At 52.4% G+C, this 25,079-nt stretch carries 24 protein-coding genes; 10 read left to right on the forward strand and 14 right to left on the reverse strand.

Annotated features, from left to right (window positions below):
* Positions 1-324 precede the first annotated feature (324 nt).
* From MHI43_RS25180 to MHI43_RS25190, 3 genes are all read left to right on the forward strand, one after another.
* Complete coding sequence (locus MHI43_RS25180) at positions 325-453, forward strand: hypothetical protein (protein ID WP_302847874.1); 129 nt, start codon at positions 325-327, stop codon at positions 451-453.
* A complete protein-coding gene (locus MHI43_RS25185; protein ID WP_036659845.1) occupies positions 437-2,644 on the forward strand; it encodes an acyltransferase family protein in 2,208 nt (735 codons plus the stop codon). The genes MHI43_RS25180 and MHI43_RS25185 overlap by 17 nt, the downstream gene beginning before the upstream one ends.
* A gap of 167 nt (positions 2,645-2,811) precedes the next feature.
* Positions 2,812-3,648: a rhodanese-like domain-containing protein gene (locus tag MHI43_RS25190; RefSeq protein ID WP_015737025.1), complete on the forward strand. Its 837-nt coding sequence runs from the start codon at positions 2,812-2,814 to the stop codon at positions 3,646-3,648.
* Positions 3,649-3,933: 285 nt separating this feature from the next.
* On the opposite strand, the gene MHI43_RS25195 is transcribed toward MHI43_RS25190, so the two are convergent.
* The 3 genes from MHI43_RS25195 to MHI43_RS25205 form a co-directional block, all read right to left on the reverse strand.
* Complete coding sequence (locus MHI43_RS25195; RefSeq protein WP_009595835.1) at positions 3,934-4,164, reverse strand: helix-turn-helix transcriptional regulator; 231 nt, start codon at positions 4,162-4,164, stop codon at positions 3,934-3,936.
* Between the two features lie 18 nt (positions 4,165-4,182).
* A complete protein-coding gene (locus MHI43_RS25200) occupies positions 4,183-4,800 on the reverse strand; it encodes a DUF2975 domain-containing protein (RefSeq protein ID WP_036659847.1) in 618 nt (205 codons plus the stop codon).
* Between the two features lie 826 nt (positions 4,801-5,626).
* Complete coding sequence (locus MHI43_RS25205; protein WP_036659850.1) at positions 5,627-6,652, reverse strand: hypothetical protein; 1,026 nt, start codon at positions 6,650-6,652, stop codon at positions 5,627-5,629.
* A gap of 247 nt (positions 6,653-6,899) precedes the next feature.
* Between MHI43_RS25205 and MHI43_RS25210 the strand changes: the two genes are divergently transcribed.
* Positions 6,900-7,397 (forward strand): DinB family protein, encoded by a 498-nt coding sequence (locus tag MHI43_RS25210; RefSeq protein ID WP_036659852.1) that lies wholly within the window; start codon positions 6,900-6,902, stop codon positions 7,395-7,397.
* 79 nt (positions 7,398-7,476) lie between these two features.
* On the opposite strand, the gene MHI43_RS25215 is transcribed toward MHI43_RS25210, so the two are convergent.
* From MHI43_RS25215 to MHI43_RS25225, 3 genes are all read right to left on the reverse strand, one after another.
* A complete protein-coding gene (locus MHI43_RS25215) occupies positions 7,477-8,682 on the reverse strand; it encodes a multidrug effflux MFS transporter (protein WP_036659854.1) in 1,206 nt (401 codons plus the stop codon).
* 433 nt (positions 8,683-9,115) lie between these two features.
* Positions 9,116-9,652 carry an SMI1/KNR4 family protein gene (locus MHI43_RS25220; protein ID WP_036659856.1) on the reverse strand — a complete coding sequence of 179 codons (537 nt, stop codon included), beginning with the start codon at positions 9,650-9,652 and terminating at the stop codon, positions 9,116-9,118.
* A 133-nt stretch (positions 9,653-9,785) separates the two neighbouring features.
* A complete protein-coding gene (locus MHI43_RS25225) occupies positions 9,786-10,550 on the reverse strand; it encodes an SDR family oxidoreductase (RefSeq protein WP_036659858.1) in 765 nt (254 codons plus the stop codon).
* 324 nt (positions 10,551-10,874) lie between these two features.
* Here MHI43_RS25225 and MHI43_RS25230 point away from each other — a divergent pair, with 324 nt between their 5' ends.
* Positions 10,875-11,711, forward strand: a complete 837-nt coding sequence (locus MHI43_RS25230) for a YitT family protein (protein WP_009595825.1) — start codon at positions 10,875-10,877, stop codon at positions 11,709-11,711.
* 92 nt (positions 11,712-11,803) lie between these two features.
* Here MHI43_RS25230 and MHI43_RS25235 read toward each other — a convergent pair whose 3' ends face one another.
* Positions 11,804-12,691 (reverse strand): hypothetical protein, encoded by an 888-nt coding sequence (locus MHI43_RS25235; RefSeq protein WP_036659859.1) that lies wholly within the window; start codon positions 12,689-12,691, stop codon positions 11,804-11,806.
* 388 nt (positions 12,692-13,079) lie between these two features.
* Here MHI43_RS25235 and gdhA point away from each other — a divergent pair, with 388 nt between their 5' ends.
* On the forward strand, positions 13,080-14,459 hold the full coding sequence (gene gdhA / locus MHI43_RS25240) for an NADP-specific glutamate dehydrogenase (protein ID WP_036659860.1): 1,380 nt from the start codon (positions 13,080-13,082) through the stop codon (positions 14,457-14,459).
* Positions 14,460-14,508: 49 nt separating this feature from the next.
* On the opposite strand, the gene MHI43_RS25245 is transcribed toward gdhA, so the two are convergent.
* The gene (locus MHI43_RS25245; protein ID WP_015737036.1) at positions 14,509-15,492 is read right to left on the reverse strand and encodes a diaminopimelate dehydrogenase; all 984 of its coding nucleotides are present in this window, start codon (positions 15,490-15,492) and stop codon (positions 14,509-14,511) included.
* A gap of 147 nt (positions 15,493-15,639) precedes the next feature.
* Positions 15,640-16,701: a suppressor of fused domain protein gene (locus MHI43_RS25250; protein WP_036659861.1), complete on the reverse strand. Its 1,062-nt coding sequence runs from the start codon at positions 16,699-16,701 to the stop codon at positions 15,640-15,642.
* A gap of 236 nt (positions 16,702-16,937) precedes the next feature.
* Between MHI43_RS25250 and MHI43_RS25255 the strand changes: the two genes are divergently transcribed.
* Positions 16,938-17,669, forward strand: a complete 732-nt coding sequence (locus MHI43_RS25255) for a hypothetical protein (RefSeq protein ID WP_235201617.1) — start codon at positions 16,938-16,940, stop codon at positions 17,667-17,669.
* Here the strand turns inward: MHI43_RS25255 and MHI43_RS25260 are convergent.
* Together MHI43_RS25260 and MHI43_RS25265 are read right to left on the reverse strand one after the other, a co-directional pair.
* Positions 17,603-17,995: a YdeI/OmpD-associated family protein gene (locus MHI43_RS25260; RefSeq protein WP_155989819.1), complete on the reverse strand. Its 393-nt coding sequence runs from the start codon at positions 17,993-17,995 to the stop codon at positions 17,603-17,605. The genes MHI43_RS25255 and MHI43_RS25260 overlap by 67 nt on opposite strands.
* A gap of 20 nt (positions 17,996-18,015) precedes the next feature.
* Entirely contained in the window at positions 18,016-18,777 is a 762-nt protein-coding gene (locus MHI43_RS25265) for an SDR family oxidoreductase (protein WP_036659864.1), read from the reverse strand.
* Positions 18,778-18,983: 206 nt separating this feature from the next.
* Here MHI43_RS25265 and MHI43_RS25270 point away from each other — a divergent pair, with 206 nt between their 5' ends.
* Both MHI43_RS25270 and MHI43_RS25275 read left to right on the forward strand, forming a co-directional pair.
* Positions 18,984-20,096, forward strand: coding sequence for a DUF3626 domain-containing protein (locus MHI43_RS25270; protein ID WP_036659866.1), 1,113 nt, complete (start codon positions 18,984-18,986; stop codon positions 20,094-20,096).
* Between the two features lie 136 nt (positions 20,097-20,232).
* Positions 20,233-21,090, forward strand: coding sequence for an AraC family transcriptional regulator (locus tag MHI43_RS25275; RefSeq protein ID WP_036659868.1), 858 nt, complete (start codon positions 20,233-20,235; stop codon positions 21,088-21,090).
* Between the two features lie 379 nt (positions 21,091-21,469).
* Here MHI43_RS25275 and MHI43_RS25280 read toward each other — a convergent pair whose 3' ends face one another.
* A complete protein-coding gene (locus MHI43_RS25280) occupies positions 21,470-21,964 on the reverse strand; it encodes a GyrI-like domain-containing protein (RefSeq protein ID WP_036659870.1) in 495 nt (164 codons plus the stop codon).
* A gap of 95 nt (positions 21,965-22,059) precedes the next feature.
* On the opposite strand from MHI43_RS25280, the gene MHI43_RS25285 reads away from it, so the two are divergent.
* Entirely contained in the window at positions 22,060-22,752 is a 693-nt protein-coding gene (locus MHI43_RS25285) for a GyrI-like domain-containing protein (protein ID WP_015737044.1), read from the forward strand.
* A gap of 114 nt (positions 22,753-22,866) precedes the next feature.
* Here the strand turns inward: MHI43_RS25285 and fabV are convergent, their stop codons facing one another.
* Together fabV and MHI43_RS25295 are read right to left on the reverse strand one after the other, a co-directional pair.
* Entirely contained in the window at positions 22,867-24,057 is a 1,191-nt protein-coding gene (fabV, locus tag MHI43_RS25290) for an enoyl-ACP reductase FabV (protein WP_015737045.1), read from the reverse strand.
* Positions 24,058-24,279: 222 nt separating this feature from the next.
* Positions 24,280-25,029: an SDR family oxidoreductase gene (locus MHI43_RS25295; RefSeq protein WP_015737046.1), complete on the reverse strand. Its 750-nt coding sequence runs from the start codon at positions 25,027-25,029 to the stop codon at positions 24,280-24,282.
* Positions 25,030-25,079 lie beyond the last annotated feature (50 nt).

A 25,079-nucleotide genomic window follows, 5' to 3' on the forward strand; every position in this document is an offset into this window, starting at 1 on the left:
AGAAAAAAAATAAATATCGGATGACCTGGACACTGGAGGAGGCAGGGACCTCCTCTTTCTTATGGCCTCCTGCGATACGGCTAACAGCCCATTGCCGAATAATGGATATGTCAAGCATAACGGCTTGTCATTTCAAATGAAAAATCTGTCTTATTATTGACATCACAATGTAGCCGTAGGTTCATTTTTTTGTCACCTTCTGTTTTTCCAAGGATGGTAGTATTAGCTATGACATCTTGTTGCAGGATATTACAGGATTCGATAACGTCTCCTGCATATGAAATATCCTCCTATAAAGGAAAGGGAAGGTTTACCATGTTCCAAATGACACATCGACTATCCAGCACCCAGACGTTTGAGAATATGTCCTACATATTATCGCAGCGGCTGTTACAGGGCGGCATGAGCGCAGATCCCTCGAGAGGAGTGATCTTCCGTGCCGATATCCGATAAACCCCATTCACGTTACATGCCTGGTCTTGACGGACTGCGGGCCCTCGCATTGATCGGAGTGATGGGCTACCACTGGAATTTTGGCTTTGCAGGCGGCGGGTTTCTGGGGGTAAGTTTATTCTTCGTATTGTCCGGTTACCTCATTACGGATATTTTGGCTTCGCAATGGCATCATCATAGACGGATTGATCTCAAAGATTTTTGGATACGGAGATTCCGGCGTCTCCTGCCGGCGATGCTGCTCATGCTGTTCATCCTTGTGGTATGGGTAACGCTGTTCGACCGGTCAAGATTGGCTACGCTTCGAAGCGAAGTGCTCGGAGCGGTTACGTACATAAGCAACTGGCAGTTTATTTTTCAGCAGCAATCCTATTTTGAATCATTTGGCCCGCCTTCTCCGCTGGGGCATTTCTGGTCGCTAGCGGTGGAAGAACAGTTCTACCTGCTGTGGCCGGTTATCATGCTGGCGGCGCTCAAGCTGTTTCCCCGCCGAGGGCAGCTCTTTGGGTTCATTGCCGCCGGTGCCGCGATTTCCGCGCTGCTCATGGCCGTGATCTATCAGCCGGGCGACGATCCAAGCCGGGTCTACTACGGTACGGATACCCGGGCGTTCGGCCTGCTGATCGGAGCGGGGCTGGCCATCGTATGGCCCAGCTGGAAACTGTCCTCCCGCGCTTCAAGAGGCATCCGCTATAGACTCAACATGACGGGTGCCGGGGCACTGCTAATCATTCTATACATGATGTGGCAGGTGGACCGTTACGACGCATTCCTGTATCAAGGAGGCATGTTCCTCTTTTCCTTGGCCGCTGCCGTGCTCGTAGCGGTGCTGGCCCATCCTGCGGCTTCCATCAGCCGCTTGTTAAGCTGGAAGCCGCTGCTGTGGATCGGCGTTCGTTCCTATGGCATCTACTTATGGCATTACCCGGTCATGATCCTGACCTCGCCTGATTCCGGCGCTAGCGATCTCAGTTTGCTTCAGACTGCGCTGCAAATCACCGCAAGCGTTCTGCTGGCCGCGCTATCCTGGAAGTATGTCGAAGAACCGATACGGCATGGCGGGCTTAAAAAATTATGGCTTAAAGCCCGCTCGCTTCGCCGCCGCCCGGCTTCGATTTCGTTAAGAGGCTGGATCGTGTCCCTGAGCTCTCTTATGCTGATCGGCATATTCTGTTCGGGGATGATGAGCAGCGTGTCCTCTGCAAGAACGGTGGGCGATATCGCTGCCATGCTGAACATCGATGACCCTGCTCCGGAGGAAGCGGCTCAGACTCCAAGCACCGAGTCTGCTACGGCCGAACCGCCGCAACCGGTCGACACGAACGGAGACAACGCAGCGCCTCCAGCCGTAGAGCCATCGAAACAACCGGATACGGTGAAGGAGCCGAATTCCAGGGATGAGGGGGCTAAGGCTCCGCTTTCGGATGGAGCGACGGACTCTGGAAATAACGACGCCGGTGCTGATGAGAACGAAGTGCCGGACCAAGCGGCAGAGAACAACCAAGACGTCCAAGACAAGCAAACCGGCGGAGAAAGCGATCCTATGGATAAGGCTGACTCCGGGAAATCGATTCCGGATCAACCGGATGACGATAAGACTGGCGAGCCGAATGGGGATCAGGTCGATAAGCCGGATCCATCCAAGGACCCGGCAAGCGGAACTCCCGGCGGCAAGAACGATCCTGCCAAGCCGACGACGAAGCCGGAGCAGCCACCGGTAACCAAGTCCGCCATCACGGCCATCGGGGATTCGGTTATGCTCGGGGTCTCCCCTTATCTCGAAAAATCGCTGCCCGGCATTCACGTCGATGCGGTGATTGGCCGCCAAATGCGTCAGGCCGATGAGCTGATTCCGGCCCTGAAATCCCAAAATCGGATTGACGGCGGCATTGTCATCATCGGGCTCGGAACCAACGGGGCCTTCTCGCAAAAGGATCTCGATTCCCTTCTGGGCCCTCTGGATTCGGCCAAACAGATTCTGCTTATCAATACGCGCGTTCCGCGCGATTGGGAACAGAACGTTAACGGCATGCTCGCCAAAGCAGCCGAACGGAACCCGAAAGTTACGCTGGTAGATTGGTATTCAGCCAGTAAGGATCATCCGGAATACTTCCGGTCCGACGGCGTCCATCTGGAGCCGGAAGGTGCCGAGGCCTACACGTCCATGCTGCTTCAAGCCATCAAGAAATAAGCGGTTTGTCCTGATTCTTGCCATCATTCATTCTCATATCGTCGGCCTGATCTCATCATTCTATGAGACAGGTCGACTTTTTAGTTATATACGTATTCGCAAGCAGCAATATGATATAATTCGGATACTTAATCTCATCATTTCTTAATAGAAGGCGGTGTCCTCATATGAACAATATCGTGACAATGAAATGGCTGCTGGCTAGACTCTATGAACCGGATCTGGTCATCGTTGACTGCCGTTTTGCCCTCGGCAAGCCGGAAAGCGGCCGAGCCTTATACGAGGAATCGCATATTCCGCGGGCGGTTTACCTCGACCTGGAGAAGGACCTCTCCTCCCCCATTACCGAGCATGGCGGTCGCCATCCCCTGCCCGACCTGGATCACCTTGCACAACGTCTTGGCCAGTCCGGCATTCAAAGCAGCAGCCGCGTCGTGATCTACGACGACCAGGGCGGAGCCATGGCCAGCCGACTATGGTGGCTGCTGAAATATACCGGCCACGAGCAGGCTTATGTATTGGATGAAGGGTTTACGGCTTGGAAGAACGCTTCGTATCCGGTAACGGACGAACAGCCGGTCGTCATTCCGGTTACATATGGCATCAACCTTAAGCCGGATAAACTGGTCCGCGTCGATGAAGTACGCAAGGCTTCGCAGCAGGGAAGCAAAACGCTCATCGATTCCCGCGAGCCGCGCAGATATGCCGGATTGGAGGAGCCTATGGACACCAAAGCCGGGCATATTCCGGGTGCTGTGAACTATTTCTGGAAAGGCGTCCTAGATGATTCCGGACATTGGAAGGATGCGGAATCGATCCGCGAGCATTTCTCGGACATCCCGCAAGATGCCGAGATCATTGTATACTGCGGCTCCGGCGTCACCGCTTGTCCGAACGTGCTAGCCCTGGAGGAAGCCGGGTACGGCAACGTAAAGCTGTACGCGGGCAGCTGGAGCGATTGGATCAGTTATGAGGAGAACCCGGTGGCGACCGGAGAAGAATAACCTGCAAGAACCCGCGCTCTGCGCGGGTTCTTTTTGTTGGGGCTAGGGTGGTGTACCCTCGGTACACAATGCTCTGAGATATTCCGAGTCAACGTGGAGTCAACAAGAAGGGTTGATCCATGTGTACTTTGTTTGAGCATACCTCCCATGAAGTAGTCGCCTTGACATGCTTTACATAGCAGAAAGGGAGCCCGAAGGCTCCCACTGAGCCAACAACAGACAAAAGTAATCAACTTTCGATCAACAAAAAGTCCCATGAGAGCTTGCCAAAAATAATAGGCACCTTCAATCAATTTCACAGCTGTCGCTATCGGCCGGAACAAATTCCAGAATGTCTCCCGGCTGACAGTCTAGAATTTCGCAGATCGCTTCCAAAGTAGAGAACCGGATCGCCTTCACTTTCCCCGTTTTCAGATTGGACAGATTGACGTTCGAGATCCCTACCTTGTCGGCCAGGTCATTCAATTTCATTTTTTTGTCGGCCAGAACTCGGTCCAGACGTATAATAATCGGCACTATCATCAGTCTCCATTCTCATAAAGTCGAATCATGCTCTTCCTGCAGAAGAGCGCCGTATTTGAAAATCTCGGAGACGAACAGCACTAATATGCCGATGATAATTCCGATTAAAGAGATACCGCCCAGATTGATTGAGAAGATACGAGTAACGAACAGGCAGATCAGAATGTTGAGAACGAGCTTCGCCAGCAAAGAATACAGGATAACGACGATTCCCAGCCTTCTCAGACGGGTGGCATTCGCCAGGCTAAACGGGCTGCTTCCGCTAAGTATGCTACCTATTATATAGCGAATCTGGCAAATCGAGTAGATGTAAGCTAAGAGTACAAGCATGGCCTGGGTCAAGCTGACGACCAGATAAGCGTTCTTGGCATCGAACATGTCGGAATTGATCGGTTGAAAATAAGTGAAAGGCACCATGACGCTCTTCGTCACCGTATCCGATAACGGTACTGAAAAGAACCAGTGCGCGATTCCCTTCTCTGCAGAGAACAGCTCCTGGGGCTTTAATCCGATCCATAGATTGAAACAGACGATTGCAATGAACAGCCCGATTCCTCCCCAGTATCCGATCTTAAGCGCAGTGTGCATTCTTTTGAAGCCAGGTTTGGCTTTGAATTCAATTCCGTTCATGCGCAATCTCCTTTTCATGTGAACTTACAATATATACTACATGATTCATTTACGAAAAACAATAATTATTTAATGATAAACATTAAATTTAAAATAAACTGCTTTATGATGGTAATGCGTGCACGGATCGTATAGCGCCAAACTTCTTAGACAAAGTGGAAGATCGAATTACCGAAGCAATTACCGGTACAGTGGGTTCAAGTGGACAGCATGTCCCAATGAAACTAACCTTGAGGCATAGATTCCTGCGCTCACCTACATACACTGCTAGATGTGGCGTGATACTGTGTACCCGTGTCACACCCATGGCAGTGCTGATCTCGCTTTTATCCTTATTTATGGTCTTCTGAGGTGCTTGCTGGCGAGGAACTGAAGAGTGCCCAGAGGTACATGGGCAGATGTGTACATTGTGGATGTGATGCTGTGTATATCAAGAGGTTGATGCTGTTGGTCGCGATACGTCTGTCGGGTCAGGTATAGCTTATACGGTGTATTCCCCGACATAATCTTGTTTGGATAGCTAATGTGACTGACGCTGCATGAAGGTCCTCTCTCTTTGCGGTGTATTCTGGCAAGGTTACAAAAGGGAGACCACTCGTAGCAATGTGGCTGTTTGGGTCCAAGACGGCTCTGGGACCAATGCCCCTACGTAACTCGCATGGCCTGTTGTGTAGGCACTTTCTGCCATGATCGCAAGCTGGAGCGATTGGATCAGTTATGAGGAGAACCCGGTGGCGACCGGGACGGAATCACTAGGTTGAAATCGGGAAAAGCCCGCTATGGTAGCGGGCTTTTCATTAATTATGTTGATCTTCTGCATTCTTTCCTACATTAAAATTCCTGACAGATGCTCAAGAGCCATCGAGCGTATCCGGTTCTCCTCAGGGATATTCTCGTAGAGCAGAGACTCTTTGCCCGCTTCCGCCATCCGCTTGCGGAGAGCAGCAATTCGGCCCTTGCCGGAATCGATAAACCGGAAGTCGAGCTGACGCAGGCACTCCATTGTTGTTAAGCCGCCCAAGGCTTCCGCCTTGATCCTTGTAGAAATCTCCTTCAGCATTAGAACCTCCAACCGGTCCGCAGTCCACAGATTCCCGATCTCCTGCAAGGATTTCATGTAATCCAGTTCAAGCTGCCGAAGATTACGCATATGCGAGAAATCGCACAAGCGCTCGACTTTCGGCAGCGACAAGTGCAGAAAGGCCAGATGATCCAATGCCGCCAGGTCATCAATATTCACCAGGTTGCGGACGGAGGACAACCTCAGCATGCTTACATTCGAATCGGCCAACACGTTAAGCGAACCGTTCAATGTACAGCCGTCTAAGGCCAGATACTTCATTAAGGGCAAATCCACGACAAAATCCAGTTGATCGATGGAGCAGTTCAGGACCAGCGTATCCAGGCGAATGCAGTCGGTAATCGGCGCTAGATCATCGAATTTACCGCTGAGCTCCAGGTATTTTAGAAACTTGTAGTTGCGGATAAAATCGAGGCTTTGCGTTTTGGGCGAGCGTAACTTAAGAAACTCCATTCGATCCATCGCACCCAGCCTAGTTAAATCCTGCCGCTGTTTCAGATCCAGATGCAAAGCAGCAACAAACTTCAATCCCCCGAGCGTCTTCAGAAATTCATCGGTATATCTTCCGTTCGCTTCTGCATGATAAATATGCAGTATCAAGTCCGGACGCTTGGAAAACACCTGCTCGTCCAGCTTCAGCAGATCTTCCGCATCGTCTGCCCCGACAACAAAACCGATGGTTGCACGGTTTCTCAGCTGTTTAACGGCACTATGCATTTTGTCCGTGCTCCAGGGAGCACCGCTCATCGATGCAGCCCACGGCTCGCTCATTTCGTTCGCCTCCATTCTTTGAACTGATCTGGGAGCCTCCACTCCGCCTTAAATCTAGTTAACATAGTACCAAAATATGGGCAAATCTTCCACTTCAACGGAAGAGAAGAAGCCGTCCTTCTTCGTGTCGACGAAGAGGACAGCTTCAATGCAATTCTAAAAACTCTACTAGATCATAAGCCAAAGAGAGCTTCCCTCCCAACCGGAAAATATAGTATGCTAAGCCATATGAGGGGAGAGGATTATTATGGTAAAACAACTGATCATCGGCGATGCAGCGCAGGAGCTGGCTCATACGCGCCGCGTTCTGGAACGCTTGCCCGAAGAGCATATGTCGTGGAAGCCGCACGAGAAATCGATGACGCTCGGCGGGTTGGCCACGCACCTGATTAACCTGCTCAACTGGCAAATCGCGATTTTTCAGTATCCGGAGTTCGATCTTTCGAGTGTGCCGCTGCGACGGGAGGCTTTGGAAAAACGAGCAGACGTTCTGGAGGAATTCGACGCGAACGTGGGCAAGTTGGAGCAGCTGCTCGCCGAATGCGACGAGAAAACGCTCGGCGACGAATGGACGCTGCGCCACGGCGACCATATCATCCTCCGCGCGCCGCGGGCGATTGCGCTCCGCACCTTCGGCTTCAGCCACATGGTTCATCATCGGGCTCAGCTAGGGGTATATCTGCGGCTTCTCGATATTCCGGTGCCGGGCATCTACGGTCCATCTGCCGACGAGGCAGCGCAATGAACTAAAACTTCCCGATCGGACAACGTCAAACAGTCGCAGGGTACCGGCATAACCGCCGGCACTCTGCGACTTGTTTAGTTTAATGCTTTTCTATTGAGCTGCTTCGTGCTTGACGGGCGAGCATCCCGCTCACGAAGACCATGACCGCGGCCAGCCCAAGAAAATACAAAGGCATGGCGACTAACGAACCGTCGTGAAGAAAGCTCATCCCGCTCGTTATCAGGCTGACGACAACGTAATAACCCAATCCGAAGATGGCCCCTGCCGTCCCGAGCACGTCTCCGTAATGGATCAGCGCCAGGCTGAGGCAGTTGGGAATGGCCATTCCGATGCCGAGCAGAATAATAAAAATACAGGATACCATCAACACCAAATCCGTCACGGTGGCTTTGATCCCGCTAAGGGCAAAGCCCGTGAAGCAAAGGGCCCCCACCGACGTAATGAACGTGCCGAGCAAGATAATGCGCTCTGCCTTGAGCCGGGTCAGCAGCCTTTTCGACAGCAGCGCGCCGAAAATCGAGGACATCGCCACAAAGATTCCGAAGAAGCCGAACGCAGCAGGTCTCATCTGAAAAAATTCAATAAAAATAAAGGGCGCCTCCGCATAATAACTGAACAAAATGCCGTTGGTCGCTCCAATAAGAAAACCGAATCCCCATACTCTGCGATCGAAGAGCAGACGCTTGACCACCGAGAACGTGTTAATCCTCGAGGCGGCCTGTACTCTGGTCTCGGGCAGGGAAATCCAGGTGTAGGTCAATACGGCTGCGCTCAATATTACCAGCGTGAAGAAAACCGCTCGGAAGCCGAGCGATTGATCTACCCATCCGCCAATCAGCGGCCCTATCGCAGGAGTAAACGCCAGCGCCGCCGAAATCTGGGCAAACACCGCATGGCGTTTGGCTCCGTCTACGGTCTCGCGCAAAATCGTTTGCGTGACGACAGAGCCCGTGCTGGCACCAAAAGCCTGTATGAACCGGCTGACCAATAACCATTCGACAGACCCGGACAGATAGCAGCCCAGGCTGCCCAACCCATAAACCAGGATGCCCCACAGCATGGCGGGGCGCCGTCCGATGGAATCGGACAGCCTCCCCCAGCAATACACGCCAAAGGCAAAGCCCAGAAAGTAAATGCTGAGCGTAAGCTGGATCGCATTATTGCTCGCCCCTAAATGATGGGCGATATCCGGTAATGAAGGCGTATATATCGTTTCGCTTATTTGCGGGAAACCCACAAGAACAATAAACAACAGCAGTGACGGTTTTGAGATTTTTCTTTGCACAGCCAAACTCCCCCTTATCGTTTCAGAAAATCTCTAGTTTGCCGGCAAAGGAATTACGGGATCGGGGGTTTGCATTTGGTTAGTCTAGTAAATGAAAGCATTGAAAGTTCACCTTTTGTTTGAAAATAAGGGGGTAGTAATCTATCTAACGAGCATTATAACAGAATCGCAGGCAAATGGGCTCCTGACTCTCCTCCCGGGGATGCGCTCTGCTATGCATCATTTCCTCTTGGAGAGCCATTCCGCCAATTCTTCCGTTTTAGATTTGCATTTAGGCACGGGGCGTTGTACTGTCTAGGCTTTTGCCTTTTGCTCCCTCGTCCGCACGAGATCCGATACGTCGTCGGCCGAACGCTAAATGCAAGAGCCCACGCGTCACGCGTGGGCTCTTGCTCCAAGGCTATACGATCCCCTGCCAGCTCTCATGATACGCTCAATACAGCTCCCAAGTCTCCGTGCATAGCGCAGGCAAAGAATCCGCAACACGCTCGCAGTCTTCATACCCCAGGTTGCCGGAATGGGCGAACAAAATCGCATATTCGCCGTTTGTCGGCGCTTCCCTCATATCGAACATATAATGGTTTCCGCTTCCATCCATCGCAAATGACACCGCACCAGGCATATACTCCGGCAGCTCGTAGGCCAGGTTCATCTCCCTCATGTCATTCGTGTTAAAGAACTGGAAAAGACGTGCTCCCTGTTGAAATTCCCCGCCGTTGGAATACTTCAATAAATCCAAATAGCTTGCGGGAAAGTTTCGCCGAGGCAGCTTCCAGCCTGCAGGATCCAGCGGAACATATTGATCGTAAAAGGGGGAGCTTTTGTGAAAAGGATTCACTTGCCTCCCCTTGATTTCATGCATCTCCTGCACGGAAAGCCCTGCATTCCACTCCATAACAAAACGGGCAATTTGTTCTTCGGTGGCGCCCGCGCGTATGTCGTACGCATGCTCAAAATCGATATTCCACATCTTCACCGGCCTCCGTCCCAATACTTCCTTCCTCGCAACTTCTTCAAACATTATAAAGGAAATACTGGAAAAAGAAATCATGCCGCGGGAATCAGGTCTTTCTATGTTCATGGATTTGCGGCAACGGCGGCGGTCACAGATGGGTTCCTCCGCTGGCATCGATGCATTGACCGGTGATCCAGCGGCTGTCCGGAGAAGCCAGAAACGCCGCGATATCCGCAATATCCGCCGGCTCCCCCCACCTTCCGAACATCGAATAGCCGGCCCCGACCCGATACGAGTCAGGATCCTGCAGCATTCCGGCATTCATGTCGGTAGCTACGAATCCGGGCAGTATCGCATTGATCGTGATTCCGCGGGATGCCAGCTGGCTCGTCAAGGAGAGCGTCAGCGCATTAATGGCCCCCTTCGTCATCGTGTACGCCGGAATATTGGGCAGGGAAATCCGGGTGACCGCAGACGATAAATTGATGATGCGCCCATTGTCCCGAAGGCGGGGAAGAGCTTGCTGAATCAGGAAGAACGGCGCTTTCACGTTAATATGCATCACTTCGTCAAAGCTCTGCTCCGTGGTTTCCTCGATGGTCTCCACCAAGCCGATCCCTGCGTTGTTAACCAGGATGTCCATTTGCGTGCTGCCCGTCCGGTCGTTCAACGCCTCATCCAGCAACTCGAACAGGGCATTTACCCCCTCCAAGGAGCGGAGGTCCGCCCCAACCGCAAAAGCCTCCCCTCCGGCCTGCGCAATCTCGCGGACGACCTCTTCCGCAGCCTCCCTATTCTTGCCGTAGTGAACGGCGACCATAGCTCCTTCCTTCGCCAATCGGTTCGCGATGGCACGTCCGATGCCCCGGCTGGAGCCCGTAACCAAAGCCGTTGTTCCATTCCATGTTTTCATGTTCTCATCATCTCCTCTTCTTCTCTCCCTTTCAGTTTTATCACAGCCCCCATTTTGAAATGTTGCGCTCCTATTCCCGTTCTCCGCTCGATTTCAAACATCATAAAAAAGCCCCTCCTGGATAGGGGGGCTGGAATGCAGGGCATTAGCGCCGACCTGCAAGCTTATGAAAATTAAAAATCATTTACATTCCATGTGAAGATTATTATAATGAGTATATCAAAAGAGCTGCGCAACCTATGTTTGCATAAAGCGATTAAAGGATGAGTTTTTCCTTTAATCGCTTTTTTTGTGAGCTTGTTGAAAGTCATGGAGGTATATCGTATGAAAAAAAGAGCGTTTGATATGATCATGCTGCTCATCGGGGCATTTATTTTTGCGCTGGCGGTCAATTTATTCGTCATTCCGAACGATTTTGGCGAAGGCGGCGTAACCGGGATATCGATCATCCTGTTTTATGTGCTGAAATGGTCGCCGGCGCTGGTCGGCATTGTGATTAACGGGATATTGCTGATGATCGGCTACAAGCTGCTGGATAAAAAAACGACGGTTTACACCATCATCGCCGTTGCCTTTCATTCCCTGTTCCTACACTTGACGGAGAACTGGCGCATCGCGTCGGATGAGCCGGTGATCAACGCCATTTTCGCCGGACTGTTCGCCGGCGTCGGGATCGGACTCATCGTCCGTGTGGGCGGAACGACGGCAGGCACGGTGATACTGGCTCGTCTGGCCAATAAATATTGGGATTGGAATATCAGTTATGCCCTGCTGTTCTTTGACCTGATCGTGGCCGGACTGTCCGTCTTCGTGATCGGAATCGAGAAGGTGATGTTCACCGTGGTCATCCTCTACATCGGCACCAAGGCAATGGAATTCATCATTGAGGGCTTGAATCCCAAAAAAGCCGTTACCATCATCTCGACACATCATGACCGCATTGCCATTCGGGTTACGGAGATTATGGACCGTGGGGTGACCGTGCTCCGGGGGTACGGATATTACACCGGTCAGACCAAAGACGTGCTCTACATCGTCATCAGCAAACAGGAAGTGTCCATGCTCAAAAAAATCGTCCGTGCCGAGGATAAAAACGCCTTTGTTACCATCCACGACGTACGTGACGTGTTCGGGGAAGGATTTATTGATATTTCGAAGTAAAGCCGAACTTATCGTTAGATAAAAAAAGATCGAAACCATCGCTAAAGGCGGGCTTCGATCTTTTTTCGTAATAACTCGGCTCCATCGAAGGATCAGGGGGACATATATCTTCCATATTCCAGCCCGAGATCCGTAATCGCATCGTCCGATACGGACAGAAGCGAAACATTCTCGCCTTCCGCGCCCATCCACTGCACGCCCAACACAAGACCAAGCTCCGATTCAGCCGAAAACAGAAACGAGAACATGTCCGGCCGCACCTCTCCTTGGTCATCCACTCTCCACGTCGAGCTCGGATCGTACTTCGCCGGATAATCGTAATACAGCCAGCCGCTCTCGCGTTTCAGCGCCAAGCTGGCCAGCATATCGTCACCTTCTCTGACGAACTGCACCAGATAGAGGGACTCTCCCTCCGGAAGCTGAATAAGCGGCCATGCCTGCTCTACCGCTCTCCCCTTGCTGTCCTTGATCTCCTGCAGTACTTGTCCATCGGCCTGCTCCGGCTTGGCCGGCTGGATGGTCAACAGCGCCTCTTTCGGAACATGGTGCTTTGGAATGATGAAGTACGTTGCATTCGGGGCGGCCGTCCCCTCCGTCACCTCGTACAGCTGCCCGGCCTGATGGCTGAAATTCTGCGAAGTTTGCCTGCCGTTATCTTCTTCCGTCGCTTGCTGCTCACCCGCATATTGGACCGGAAGCGGCTCGCCGCCCTGGCCGATGGCAATCAGCGAGGCTTCTTCATCCTGAATCGCGGCATCCGGATTAACGAGCAGCCTATGCCCCGTTTCGTCGGAAAATGCAAAGGTCCCTTCCTGTAAGGCAGCCACATTCCGGATCACCAAGGGTTGGTCCTCCTTTACGTCAGGGGCCGGCTCCAAGCTCGAAACGGGCGGGGGTTCGACCTTCCTATTCTCCGAATCGGCGCATGCGGTCAAGGTACAAATGGCTGTCATGAACAGCACTGCCCATATCTTTTTCATGCCTTCAGCTCCTGTAATAAGATTCCAACTCTTCCATAACCTCAGACGAATAAATGGCCGGAAAAGTTGATGTCAAAGTTCCTTTTATTTGTATTTTTCCATGACAAAATCGGATGATTTTTTGCATTTTCGCTACATAAAACACGGGATAATGGCTGATTAACTTACACCTAATGACAGGTTCATAGAAATATTTAATGAGTTTGCAAAAAACATTTTATTGGTAATACGAGGCAAGATTCTATAAAATTCTTTTTAACTTAAAAATGCTGAGTGCAAACTTTTAATGGTTTTGTACAAATGGTTTAAGACGGACGTCCCTTTCCTGCAACACCAATGATTTTTCTCGCAATTCTACTTTAACGATTTGAAGGAGTGCATCGCAAAAGTGACTACGAATATTTCTGTAACTTCACCCCTTACTGCCGCGCAAGAATATGTGGAATCCATCTATAACCAAGTTGTAGCCCGCGATCCGCATGAGTCCGAGTTTCACCAAGCCGTCCGGGAATTTGTGGATTCCCTCGTCCCTGTGTTAGCCCAGCACCCGAAATATCGGGAACACGGCATTCTGGAGCGCCTTGTCGAGCCGGAGCGCATGGTCACCTTCCGCGTACCTTGGGTGGATGATCAAGGCAAAACGCAAGTCAACCGCGGATTCCGCGTTCAGTTTAACAGCGCACTTGGTCCGTACAAAGGCGGCATCCGGTTCCATCCGTCGGTTTATGCCGGCATCGTCAAATTCCTCGGGTTTGAGCAAATCTTTAAAAACTCGCTCACCGGCCAGCCCATCGGCGGCGGCAAGGGCGGTTCGGACTTCGATCCGAAAGGCAAATCCGATCAGGAAGTCATGCGGTTTACCCAGAGCTTCATGACCGAGCTGTACCGTCATATCGGACCTGATTCCGATGTGCCTGCCGGCGATATCGGCGTGGGCGCTCGCGAGATCGGTTATATGTTCGGTCAATACAAACGCATCCGCGGAGGGCATGAGGCCGGCGTGCTGACAGGCAAAGGCGTCATTTATGGCGGAAGCCTGGCACGTACGGAAGCAACCGGTTACGGCTGCGTCTACTTCGTACAGGAGATGCTGGCTGCGAAGGGCCTTAGCTTCCAGGACAGCCGCGTCGTGGTGTCCGGTTCGGGCAACGTCTCCATCTACGCCATCGAAAAGGCACAGCAGCTCGGTGCGCACGTCATCGCTTGCAGCGACTCTAACGGATATCTGTATGATCCGGAAGGAATTAACCTTGAAACCGTCAAGCTGCTCAAGGAGCGGGATCGTCTTCGGATCAGCGAATATGTGAAAATTCATCCGCATGCCGTATACACCGAAGGCTGCACGGGAATCTGGACGCTTCCATGCGATATCGCACTCCCTTGCGCCACGCAGAATGAGCTCGACGCCGACGCTGCGAAAACCCTCATCTCGAATGGAGTGAAGGCCATCGGGGAAGGAGCGAACATGCCTTCCACGTTGGAGGCGATCGAGCTGTTCATCAGCAAGGGCGTATTGTTTGGGCCGGCTAAAGCCGCCAATGCAGGCGGAGTTGCCGTATCGGCTCTCGAGATGAGCCAAAACAGCATGAGAATGTCATGGACGTTTGAAGAGGTGGATGCGAAGCTCCATCAAATCATGAAGAACATTTACAACAGTGCGGTAGATGCTGCCGAAGAGTATGGCGTAGCCGGCAATCTTGTGGCCGGTGCCAACATCGCAGGCTTTATCAAAGTGGCCGATGCCATGATCGCGCAAGGAATCGTATAAAATACACAAAAAAAAGCCCTGCCGCATATGCGGCAGGGCTTTTTGCAGCTTATAGGAGCTCGCTGCGGAGCTGTTCGGCCGATTTTGGCGACAAGTACCCGAGCGGAATGTCAAACACCGTCTTGGCGCCCTGCTGTCCCTCTCTGCTCAAGCGATGCGCAGCTCTTGCATAAGACACGAGCACGCTTGCCGTAAATTCAGGGTTGCTGTCCAGCTTCAGGCCAAATTCAACAATTTGCTTGCTTCCGTTTCCGGTAACCCCGCTGCGGATGACAAATCCGCCGTGAGGCATCCCGGCATGCTCAGCCTCAAGCTCTTCTTGCGTAATGAAGGTAACGGTTGTATCGTAATCGGAGAAATAGTTCGGCATCGACACAATCGTCTGACGGATTTGCTCTTGGTCCGCGCCTTCTTCCGCAACGACGAAACAATCTCTCCGGTGCTTCTCGCGAGTGGCAAGCTCCGGTGTCTCGCCGGAACGGATCTGGTTAATAACCTCTTCTACAGGAACCGTGTATTGAACGCCTGCTTTCACTCCGGGTACGCGACGGATCGCATCGGAGTGGCCTTGGCTTACGCCTTTGCCCCAGAACGTATAATCTTTACCTTCCGGCAAAATCGCTTCGGCAAGCAGACGGTTCATGGAGAACAAGCCCGGATCCCAGCCTGTCGAGATGACGCTGATATGGCCGCCGCCCATCGCCGCTTTGTTGACCTCCTGGAAAAACTCAGGAATTTTTGCGTGCGTGTCAAAGCTGTCTACCGTATTGAACATGCTGGCAAGCTGTGGCGTTTGCTCCGGCAAATCGGTAGCCGAACCGCCGCACAGAATCATCACGTCAATCTTCCCGATATATTGCTCTGCCACTGAAATATGCTCGAAACGCGCACCGGAATTGGCCGGCATTTGCTGCGGGTCTCTGCGCGTGAAGATGGCTACCAGCTCCAAATCCGGATTTTGCCCGATGGCTTTCTGCACGCCCTTGCCCAAGTTTCCATAACCTACGATCCCTACTTTAATAGTTGCGTTCAATGTTATCCTCCCTTTGTCAGTCCATTTGCTTTGACATGATGTTTATGTACTGCTTTAAAGTATAAGTATATAGACATCACACTAATTGTAAACTATTTTATATGAAGAGGAAATTGTTTCTAGCTGCGTCATTCATATTTTCACCTGCTACCCGATAACTTGAACAACGTTTCCTTCCTGATCCTTGATTTCCGTCTTCACGATTTCAATTCGGATTCCAGGTAAACCGGAAAGCTCGAAGGTGCTGACCTGCGGAACCAAACGGCTTGAGAATTCACCCGCCGTCCGATCGTCCAGGATCAACGTAACGTCTCCATCCTCCGCGGTCCAGCGGCTCTCGTTCCCCGGCTCAAATACGACCCGAACCTCCGGACCTACAAGGCTCAAGCTCTTCTCCTTCAGAATTCTCCCCTGCAGCAGCTTGCCGATGATGCCCGCCTGTTTGGCGCCGATTTGGAGCGCAGCCGGGGTTTTGCTTAACCAGCCTTTTTTTCCCGGTTCAAAAGCCAGCTGGCTCACGTAGAGAAATCCGGTGTTCGAGCCTTCCTCCTTCATTCCTCTATCCACGGTTTCCGAGATCGAAGGTATCTTAAGAAACGAATCCCGATTCAAATCCGTTATGTAAAGCGGCATATGTTCTGCACAGGCTTGCAGCACGCCAAGCGTATTCCAGGTCTGCATCGCCTCAAGCTCTTCCCGGGTAATGCCGATCATCTGCAGGAATTCGACCCGCCCATTCGGCGTATCCATGGCCGGCAGCTCGGGATCCTCGATAAAGGCGAGCGCGGTCAGCTGCGTATCGGCACCCAGGCAGATCGGTCCATTGGCATCCAAATAATCGCCCGAGCGAAAAATATTCCCGCTGTTAAACACGTATCTCCCCATATTCTGAAGCAGATTTAGCGCCCACGCCGGCGGCTCTTCCTCATCCTCCGGCTTAGTCAGCCTGAACGTCAATTCGAAGCCGTAACCGCTCTCCTCCAGATGATCCGATTCTTTATCATACAGCTCGCTAAAACCATAGGTAACCATATGCCAATGCGACATTGGCGTATCCGAGACATAAGCGCTGATTCCATTCAGCGGATCGGGTCCTCCAAGCGCATACGGAATCAACGCTCCGTAATGCTTCGGCTCCTGCTCTCCATATAGCTTCAGCAGGGCATCGTCAATCGCGTCCCAGCCGGGTGCGTTATCTTCGTGTGTCATATCTGTTCCCTCCCGTTATCGTTTCCATCCTAAACTTCACCCTATCCGCCCCCGTTTAATCATATCCCCTTCCATTAGGCGGCGCATTCAACAATTACCGATAATACAAGCAAGGAAGCTTCAGGACGATAGCCCAGCATCCTCCTTCACTTCATTATATAGGACATATTGGGGAATGAAGAAGTTTCCAGAGAAGTGTATAATAGTACCATATCAACAAAGGAGCCTACATGTTCATGAAAAAACGAACGGCATTATCAGTAACCTTAACGCTCACCGCTTCGCTTACAGTCTCTTCTCTGGCCCTGCAGCCGGCATCTGCCGACGCGGCCTCCGCCAAGGAATGGATACAAATTTCCGAACGGACGTCCTATTACGGCGAAGCGGCTGACGGCCAGCCTAACGGACGCGGCACCATCAAGTGGGGCAACGGCAAACAATATTCCGGCGATTTCATGGACGGGAAGCGTGCCGGGAGCGGTAAATACATTAACGAATACCAATTGGACGGCGAAGCGCATAAGGTGGTGTACAGCGGACGCTGGAACCATGACAAAATGGATGGCGAAGGCATCCTGACCCATAAGGTGACATTGCCGGACGGGTCCGTCCGATGGAACCAGATCCAGAAAGGGATATTCAAGGCAGGCGTCTTCCAAAGCGGATACGATGTCATTCATGCCGTGGCCGATCCCGATTACAGCTTTACCTACAAAAAGGGCAAGGAAATGCTCGTGATTATGGGCACCAATCAAAACATGAAGAAAAACTGGGCGAGCGGAACGATGTTCAGCGCTCAATACAAGAATGGTTCCGTCAACCATCGTTACTCGATCTTCCCGGCCAATTCGGCGGCCGAGCAGCGTCAGAACGACGCCGCGCTCCGATATTTCAAGAGCATTCAAGCCAAGATTGCTCCGCATCTGCAGCAATTCGAAGCATTGTCCAAGCAGGTTCCGTTAAAATAACCGCCATAAAAAGAACCCGGTATTGCCAAGGCAGAACCGGGTTCTTTGATTTTTTCTTCAAAAAGCCCGCTGATTAAGCAGGCAACGGCGGTTATCATGCTGTGCACTTCTCGATTACTGCATGACCCCACCATTATAAGGCGGCTTACCGGAAGGAATTCATCGTCTTTCTGCGCACGTCCCTCGTTCAGCATCGTGATCGTCTTATCGATTCGCCGTTGACGCGTCTCCATCGTCTTGGCGCCTTCAATCGACAGCGCCAAGCGGCGCTGGTTGGCTGTAGGGCAAACGATCAAAGAATTGTCGGGCCGCCGGATTCTGCTCACTCCGGCTTATTCCGTCATCCCTATTGTGCCGTCCAGCCGCCATCCACAAGCAGCAAGGTGCCCGTAACAAGGTCGGATGCCGGCGATGCCAAATAGATAACGGCGCCGGCCACATCGCCTATGGTGCCGATCCGGCCAGCCGGGATCCGCGCCAATACGCCGTCCCGAAACTCGGGGGAGTCCAATCTCTCGGCCGTTCCCGGCGTATGGATGAAGGTGGGACCCACCGCATTGATGTTGACGCCCCGGCTGGACCACTCCAGCGCCAGCACCTTCGTCAGCTGGTTAACGCCGCCCTTGGAAGCGCAATAGGCAGCGCCTTCGGTAATCCCGACGACGCTGACCTGCGAGCTGACGTTGATGATTTTTCCATAGCCTTGCTCCAGCATAAGGCGGCCGGCAGCCTGACAGCAGAAAAATACGCCCTTCAAATTAACGTCCATCATCTCGTCCCAATAATCTTCCGTAATGTCTTCAGCGAGCATGCCCTCTCCTAAACCCGCGTTATTGACCACGATATCCAGCCGGCCAAAGTCCTCGGCTACCTGTCCAAATACGGATCGGATCTGCTCCACATTGCGCACATCCAGCTCATAGGCCTTGGCCTGGCCTCCCGCCCGGGAGATCTCCTCAACCAATCGATCCAGCGACGCTTTGCTTCGTGCCATGATGGCAACCTTGGCGCCTGCCGCTGCGAGCGCTTGGGCTAATCCGTAACCGATGCCTTTGCTGGCACCCGTCACGATTGCGATTTTATCCTGAATGCTGAAATTGGGCTGCATAGGGTAAACCTCCATCACCTTGGATTCGTTTATGTAGTTACATTAAAGCATGACGTCTTGCCCTCGGGCAATCATTTCGGATGTTCTCTTCGTCCACCACTCCTGAAACACGAAATCCGCATCCATAGAGGAATCTACGCATCGGGGATAGAAGTGAGAAATATCGTATCGTTGTATTTTAGTATGAAGGTATGGAGGTTCCAACAATGAGCGAACGGTTAACCGAAGCGCAGCAGCAAGCGATTCTTCATGTCGAATTGTTAGCGGCGAGCGCACGGAAGAGCACCTCGGCCATGACGGAGCATATTTTACGAAAACATGGAAAAGAATCCGTGACGATGCGCCGACAGTTAAAGCTCATCGAAAAGCATGCCCGGGTCACGTTGAATTTCCATCCGGATCGGATACTGCCTACAGGCCGCTCCGTTATCGAATCTCTCCTGACGGAAGGCGTATATCATAACCAGTTCATCACGAGCGTGACCAACGGAAGCCGTACGGCCTACCCGGGCGGCGACCGCGACCAATGGGAACGGCTCCTGTTTGGCGGAGCCTACCAGCAGCCCGGCGTTCGCCATGACGAGCGGCCGAAGTACGGCGCACTCAATCTCATGAATTATGCTGACGGGGGGTCTCCCCGCTTCGGTTCTTGTTTTCTGGTGCTGTCCCCGGGCATATTGAAGCGCAGCACCTTTACATTCGGTGACAGTCACACAGGTCCCGAGTTTGTAGGCACCATCCGTCGGTGGGATTCGATTCTCGCAGCGCTCTTGCAGCAAGTGGAATCCACCGGCTCGGCCTTGGGTACGCCGAATGTAAATATTCCAGCTATGCTGGAGCGGCTGATTCATCTTCCTTCATCGCATACCGGTCCGGAAGGACCGGTGGGCCGCTCCTTGGACGATTATATAGAAGCACAGATCCATGGTCCCATCGACTTGTCCAGCGATGCGGAGGCCCTGGTTGCCGATCCGTCCTACAAGCATACCCCGATCGGCCGCCAGCTCCATGCGCTGTGTGAGCGATATCATCTTGCCCTGTCCTGGCATCCGGGGTTCCGTCTTGCCGTACAGGATGTCCCCGATGACTTCCGGGGACCCGCCATGCCGCCGCTGGCCAAGCGGATCGACCAGAGGTACGCAGGCTCGAAAGGCGTTCTGGATGCAGCCATCATCGGCAAAGCAGCTGCTCATCTGGAGGATGATCCAAGTCATTGGAGCGATTGGGGAACCTATAAAGAGACTTTTCAGCATCTCAAACAGCTGTGGCATGTGCTCGTAAAATTTGGCCGTCCGAATCCCAATGCAGCAGACCGCTGAGCGTCGTTTGCTGCTTAGTGTTTTCATCGGAATGCCAACCCGCGGACATAGCACGGCTAGCGAAATCCGTGCAGAAACGGCTAGGCCTATCCGCTGCAGCATCTTATATATTGATCTTAGAAAGGATGATGACCGGATGGATTGGGTCCAGCGGATGAATGAAGCCATCGGCTATATAGAAGCGCACATAACCGAGGAGATCGATTACGCTGAAGCGGCCAAGGTCGCCTGCTGCTCCGTATACCATTTTCAACGCATGTTTCCGTTCATTACGGATGTCACGCTCTCCGAATACATACGGAGACGCCGGCTGACGATGGCCGCCTTCGAGCTGCAAAACAGCGAAATCAAGGTGATCGACCTTGCATTTAAATATGGCTACGATTCCCCGGAGGCGTTCGCGCGTGCATTTCAGAACATGCACGGCACAACGCCGACGGCCGCTCGCCAGGCCGGTACCAAGCTGAAGGCCTATCCCCGCATCTCCCTTCAATTCTCCATGCGAGGGGCTGCCGAAATGAATTACAGAATCGAAGAAATGAAGGCATTTTCCGTTGTCGGTTTCAAGAAGCAAGTAAGCACGCAGCGCGCCTATGAAGAGGTTCCTTTTCTCTGGAAAGACGCCCATGCGGAAGGCATCTTCGACAAGCTGTGGAACTATCGTGCGCAAGACCATCCCATCCGGGGAATTCTCGGGGTTTGTGCAGACGGCGACTACGGGAAGAACGAGTATTTCGACTACATCATGTCCGTCGTATCGACGCATAATCCTCCGGAACCGATGGTGTTGCGGCATTTCCCTGCCGCTGCATGGGCGGTATTCGAGCTGGAAGGAGATCCGAGCCGTATTGCGGAGATGTGGAAGCGTCTTTATACCGAGTGGATCCCGTCCCATGCCTACGATCTAGCGCCGCTGCCTGCAATCGAATGCTATCTTCCCCCGGACGAGTATAAGAACGAATTATGGATTCCTGTCATTCGAAAGGCGCAATAAGTATTGCTGCTGAAGACATGTTTAGGGGCTCACCGCATCAAAAGTCATAAATCACGGCCGACTATGGTGCAGTGAGTCCCCATCATGTTTTCCTGCCGAAATGAAACAGCCCCAGCGCCAACCATCCCGCCGTTAACAATGCCGTGCCGATGAGCACCGGATAGGGCCCAAAATGATCAATCGTTTACTCTATACCGATTAACGCGTTCGGCAGACAGATAAACAAGATATCCTCCATGCGCATGCGCTTCAAGATGGAAATATAAAAAACCGCTCCTCATCAGAGCGGTTTGCGGCTTTTCGCATAAGTTTAAGTTTGTATATAGGGCTAGAAAGCCCGTCCTTCGCCGCCTACGGTGTTCCTGACAGACCCAACCGGCTATTCGGTTTGAACGGGAATCATGATCATAAACTCAGGGTCATCCGTATACGGGTCCTGGCTCATCGGATATTGTTCAAAATGCGTTAAATGATCCGGGTTGTATTCCGAGTAGCCTTGTTCCTTAATCCAGGCGTAGATATTGTTGTAAGACCGGTCGATGCTCTGCCCTTTGCGATGGGAACAAGCGGCATAGGTTAACGCGGGAACGGATATCGTAACCATCCCTTCCGGTACTTCCTCAATCCGCTCCACTTCGACGACCGCATAATGGATGAATCCTTCACCCCCGGGAGCCGCGTGGTAAGATAACCCAAGCAGGGTGTCCGCATGGATTGCGTGAGGAATCTCCGCGAGCCGCTCTTTCAGCGTCCGCTGCACCGCCCGGATTCCGCCCGCGCCTGCCTCGGCAAATGTGCCCTCCCACTTCAATCCAACCGCCTGAAATGCCGGCTTTCTCGTAACCGCTGCTTCATTTCGTTGATCGATGTTCATCGGTAAATACTCCTTTATCCTCTTTTTAGTTTCATTATATACTTGAACTATGCCAGAAACTGTCACAGTATAAAAAATACCCAAGGAGCAGATTTATGCCCAAAACCGAACGGATCCTTAACGTCATGCAGCGAGTGTATGAACGGCAAAACTTCACCGTCGGCGAGTTGGCCGAGGAATTCTCGGTCTCGTATCGTACGATGCTCCGCTATCTTCATGAACTGTCTCGTTTAGGCGTTCCCCTATACGCCAATGAAGGAAAGAATGGCGGCTATTCCATCCTGACTTCTCGGCAGAAGCGGGAACGATCCGAGCAGACAAACGAGACCATTCAGCGGATCATCAAACCGCGGACGCTGATCGTCGGCCTGGAGATGAAGCTCCCCTTCACGGCCTATTACATGTCTCAGGCCCTCAAGCCCAGGCTGTGGCATGAGCTTCAAAACCGGATGGAGGAGATTCCCTATATCCGCCATAAAACGACGAACCCCTTGTTTATTGCTGCTGTTTTGAATCGGCAGCCGATCTATCATTATGTAGCAGGGTTCGAGGTCAGCACGATCCGTGATATGCCGGAGCGGATGGTGAGTTTAACCCTGCCGACGCAGGAGTATGCGATGTACACCCATGAGGGTCATTCCGAACGGGAGGATACCGACCAGTCCTATTCCTATGTTCTTCAGCTGCTGAAACAACGCGGACTTATGCCGAACCCCGAACACTACAGCTTGGAGCTGAGAACCTCGGTGCATGCCTCGAAGACCCAGATCTACATCCCTATAACCTGAATCAGGGAATTTTATTCCGGGAAATGGTACGCTGCGGATGCGCATATTCAGGTTTACCCCTTGGCGATATAAAAAAGCGAGCCCGGATCCTTTCCGGAGCTCGCCTTTGCTCAATTAAATGGCTTTCGGATTGTCGACCACGGGATTTACATCCGCATCATAATCCACGCCGTCGGTTTCAAAGCCGAACAGCTGGAAGAACTCGCGGCGGTAACCGGCAAGGTCGGTCAATTCTTCGATATTTTCACTGGTCACTTTGCTCCACAATTCGGCTACTTCGGCCTGCACGTCCTCTCGAAGCTCCCAATCGTCGATACGGATACGGCCCTTCTCGTCGACCGGCGTTTCTTGCCCGTTATAGAGACGATCGGAGAACAGACGGTAAATCTGCTCAATGCAGCCCTCGTGCAGCCCCTTTTCCTTCATGACTTTGTACAGCGCCGATACGTACAGCGGCACGACCGGAATCGCCGAGCTGGATTGAGTCACTAACGCTTTGCTCACCGTAACGTAAGCGCGTCCGCCTCCGGTGGCAAGCTTCTCGTTCAGTTTCAGCGCCGTGGCCTCCAGGTGATCCTTGGCTTGTCCGATGGATCCATCCCGATAAATGGCTTTGGTAATCTCGGAGCCGATATAGGAGAACGCAATCGTGGTCACGTCAGGAGCCAATACACCGCCTTCCGCCAGTTCGTTCATCCACAATTCCCAATCGTCGCCGCCCATGACCTCAACGGTGTTCTTCACTTCCTCTTCCGTTGCCGGTTCAATCGTAACCTCCGTCACTTCACCGGTGTGGAAGTTAACCGTTTTGTTGGTATACGCCGGTCCGATCGGCTTCAATACCGAGCTGACCGTCTCGCCTGTTTCAGGGAGCGTGCGGCGAGCCGACGCAACGCTGTAGACCACGAGATCGACCTGGCCCAGCTCTTTGCGGATCAGCTCAACCGTTTTGGCTTTCGTCTCCTGTGTGAAGGCATCTCCCGTCACGCTGTACGATTTCAAGCCGGCGGCATCCGCTGCCTTCTCGAAAGCGGCCGAATTGTACCAGCCCGCGGATGCGGTCCGTTTCTCGGTGGCCTGGCTTGGACGATACACGCCCACGGTATTCGCCCGGGCGCCGAATGCGGCAGCTATTCTGGCCGACAAGCCATACCCCGTGGATGCGCCGATGACCAGCACATTGCGCGGCCCTTCGATTCCAGGCTGCTTCAGTACATAATCGATCTGCTCCTGCACTTGGGCTTCGCAGCCTACAGGATGGGATGTCGTGCAAATAAATCCGCGTGTTCTAGGTTTAATGATCATATTTATATACCTCTCTTTTCGTATCCGTCGTTTCATACCTTATGTATGGTCTGCCAAGTTCCCCTCTATTTTAACTGTTTTTTGCGGAGAGAGGAAATTTTTTGACGGGAAAATCAAGAAAACCTCCCTTTGGTGTGAAGGAGGCTTCAGCCTGCATTCCTTCCAAAGAGAGGTTCTTTATGTTTAATGCGCTATATCTGCTACCATAAAACACCAAACGGATTATTTGAATGAAGCATAGCCCTGGTCGGCCATGACCACGCTGCCCGTAATCGCAGCCGCTTCGTCCAGCGACACGAGATACACGGTATCGGCGACCACTTCGGGCTGCGTTAATTCTCCGCCCATGACTTTGGCTCTCATGGAATCCAGCATGCCGGAATCTTTATAACCCTGGATGATCGGTGTATCGACGGCTCCAGGAGCAACAGCCACGACACGAATGCCGTATGGCGCCAGTTCAAGCGCGGCGGATTTGCTCATCATGATGACGGCACCCTTTGTCGCATGGTAAGCAAATGTTCCCGGCGAAGCCAAGAAGCCGAATACGGAAGCCGTGTTGATGATAACGCCTTTAATGCCCAGTTCTTTCATTTTTCTGCCTGCCGCGATGATACCGTAGGCAACCCCATGCTGATTCACGTTAATCGTGCGATGGTAAAGATCCATATTTTGTTCAAGGACCGGCCCGGCGCCGCCAATGCCGGCATTGTTGTGCATGACGTCGATTCGGCCGTAGAGCTCAACCGCTTTATCCACAAGCGCCTCGACGCTTTCTTGTTTGGAAACGTCGACTTGAACGAATGAAGCTTCACCGCCTTCTGCTTTGATCATATCGACGGTCTCTTGCCCGGCAGTTTCATTAAAATCGGCAACGACGACACGATCGCCTTTTCTTGCGAATTTAAGGGAAACCTGACGGCCGATTCCGCTCGCTCCACCGGTAATTACCGCTACACGTTGTTCTGACATTATCAATGACCTCCTAGGGTAAAATAGCGTTATGATTTGAACATTGTGTG

The organism is Paenibacillus sp. FSL H8-0457 (genome assembly GCF_038051935.1).
In the GTDB taxonomy this organism is placed as follows: domain Bacteria; phylum Bacillota; class Bacilli; order Paenibacillales; family Paenibacillaceae; genus Paenibacillus_AQ; species Paenibacillus_AQ lautus_A.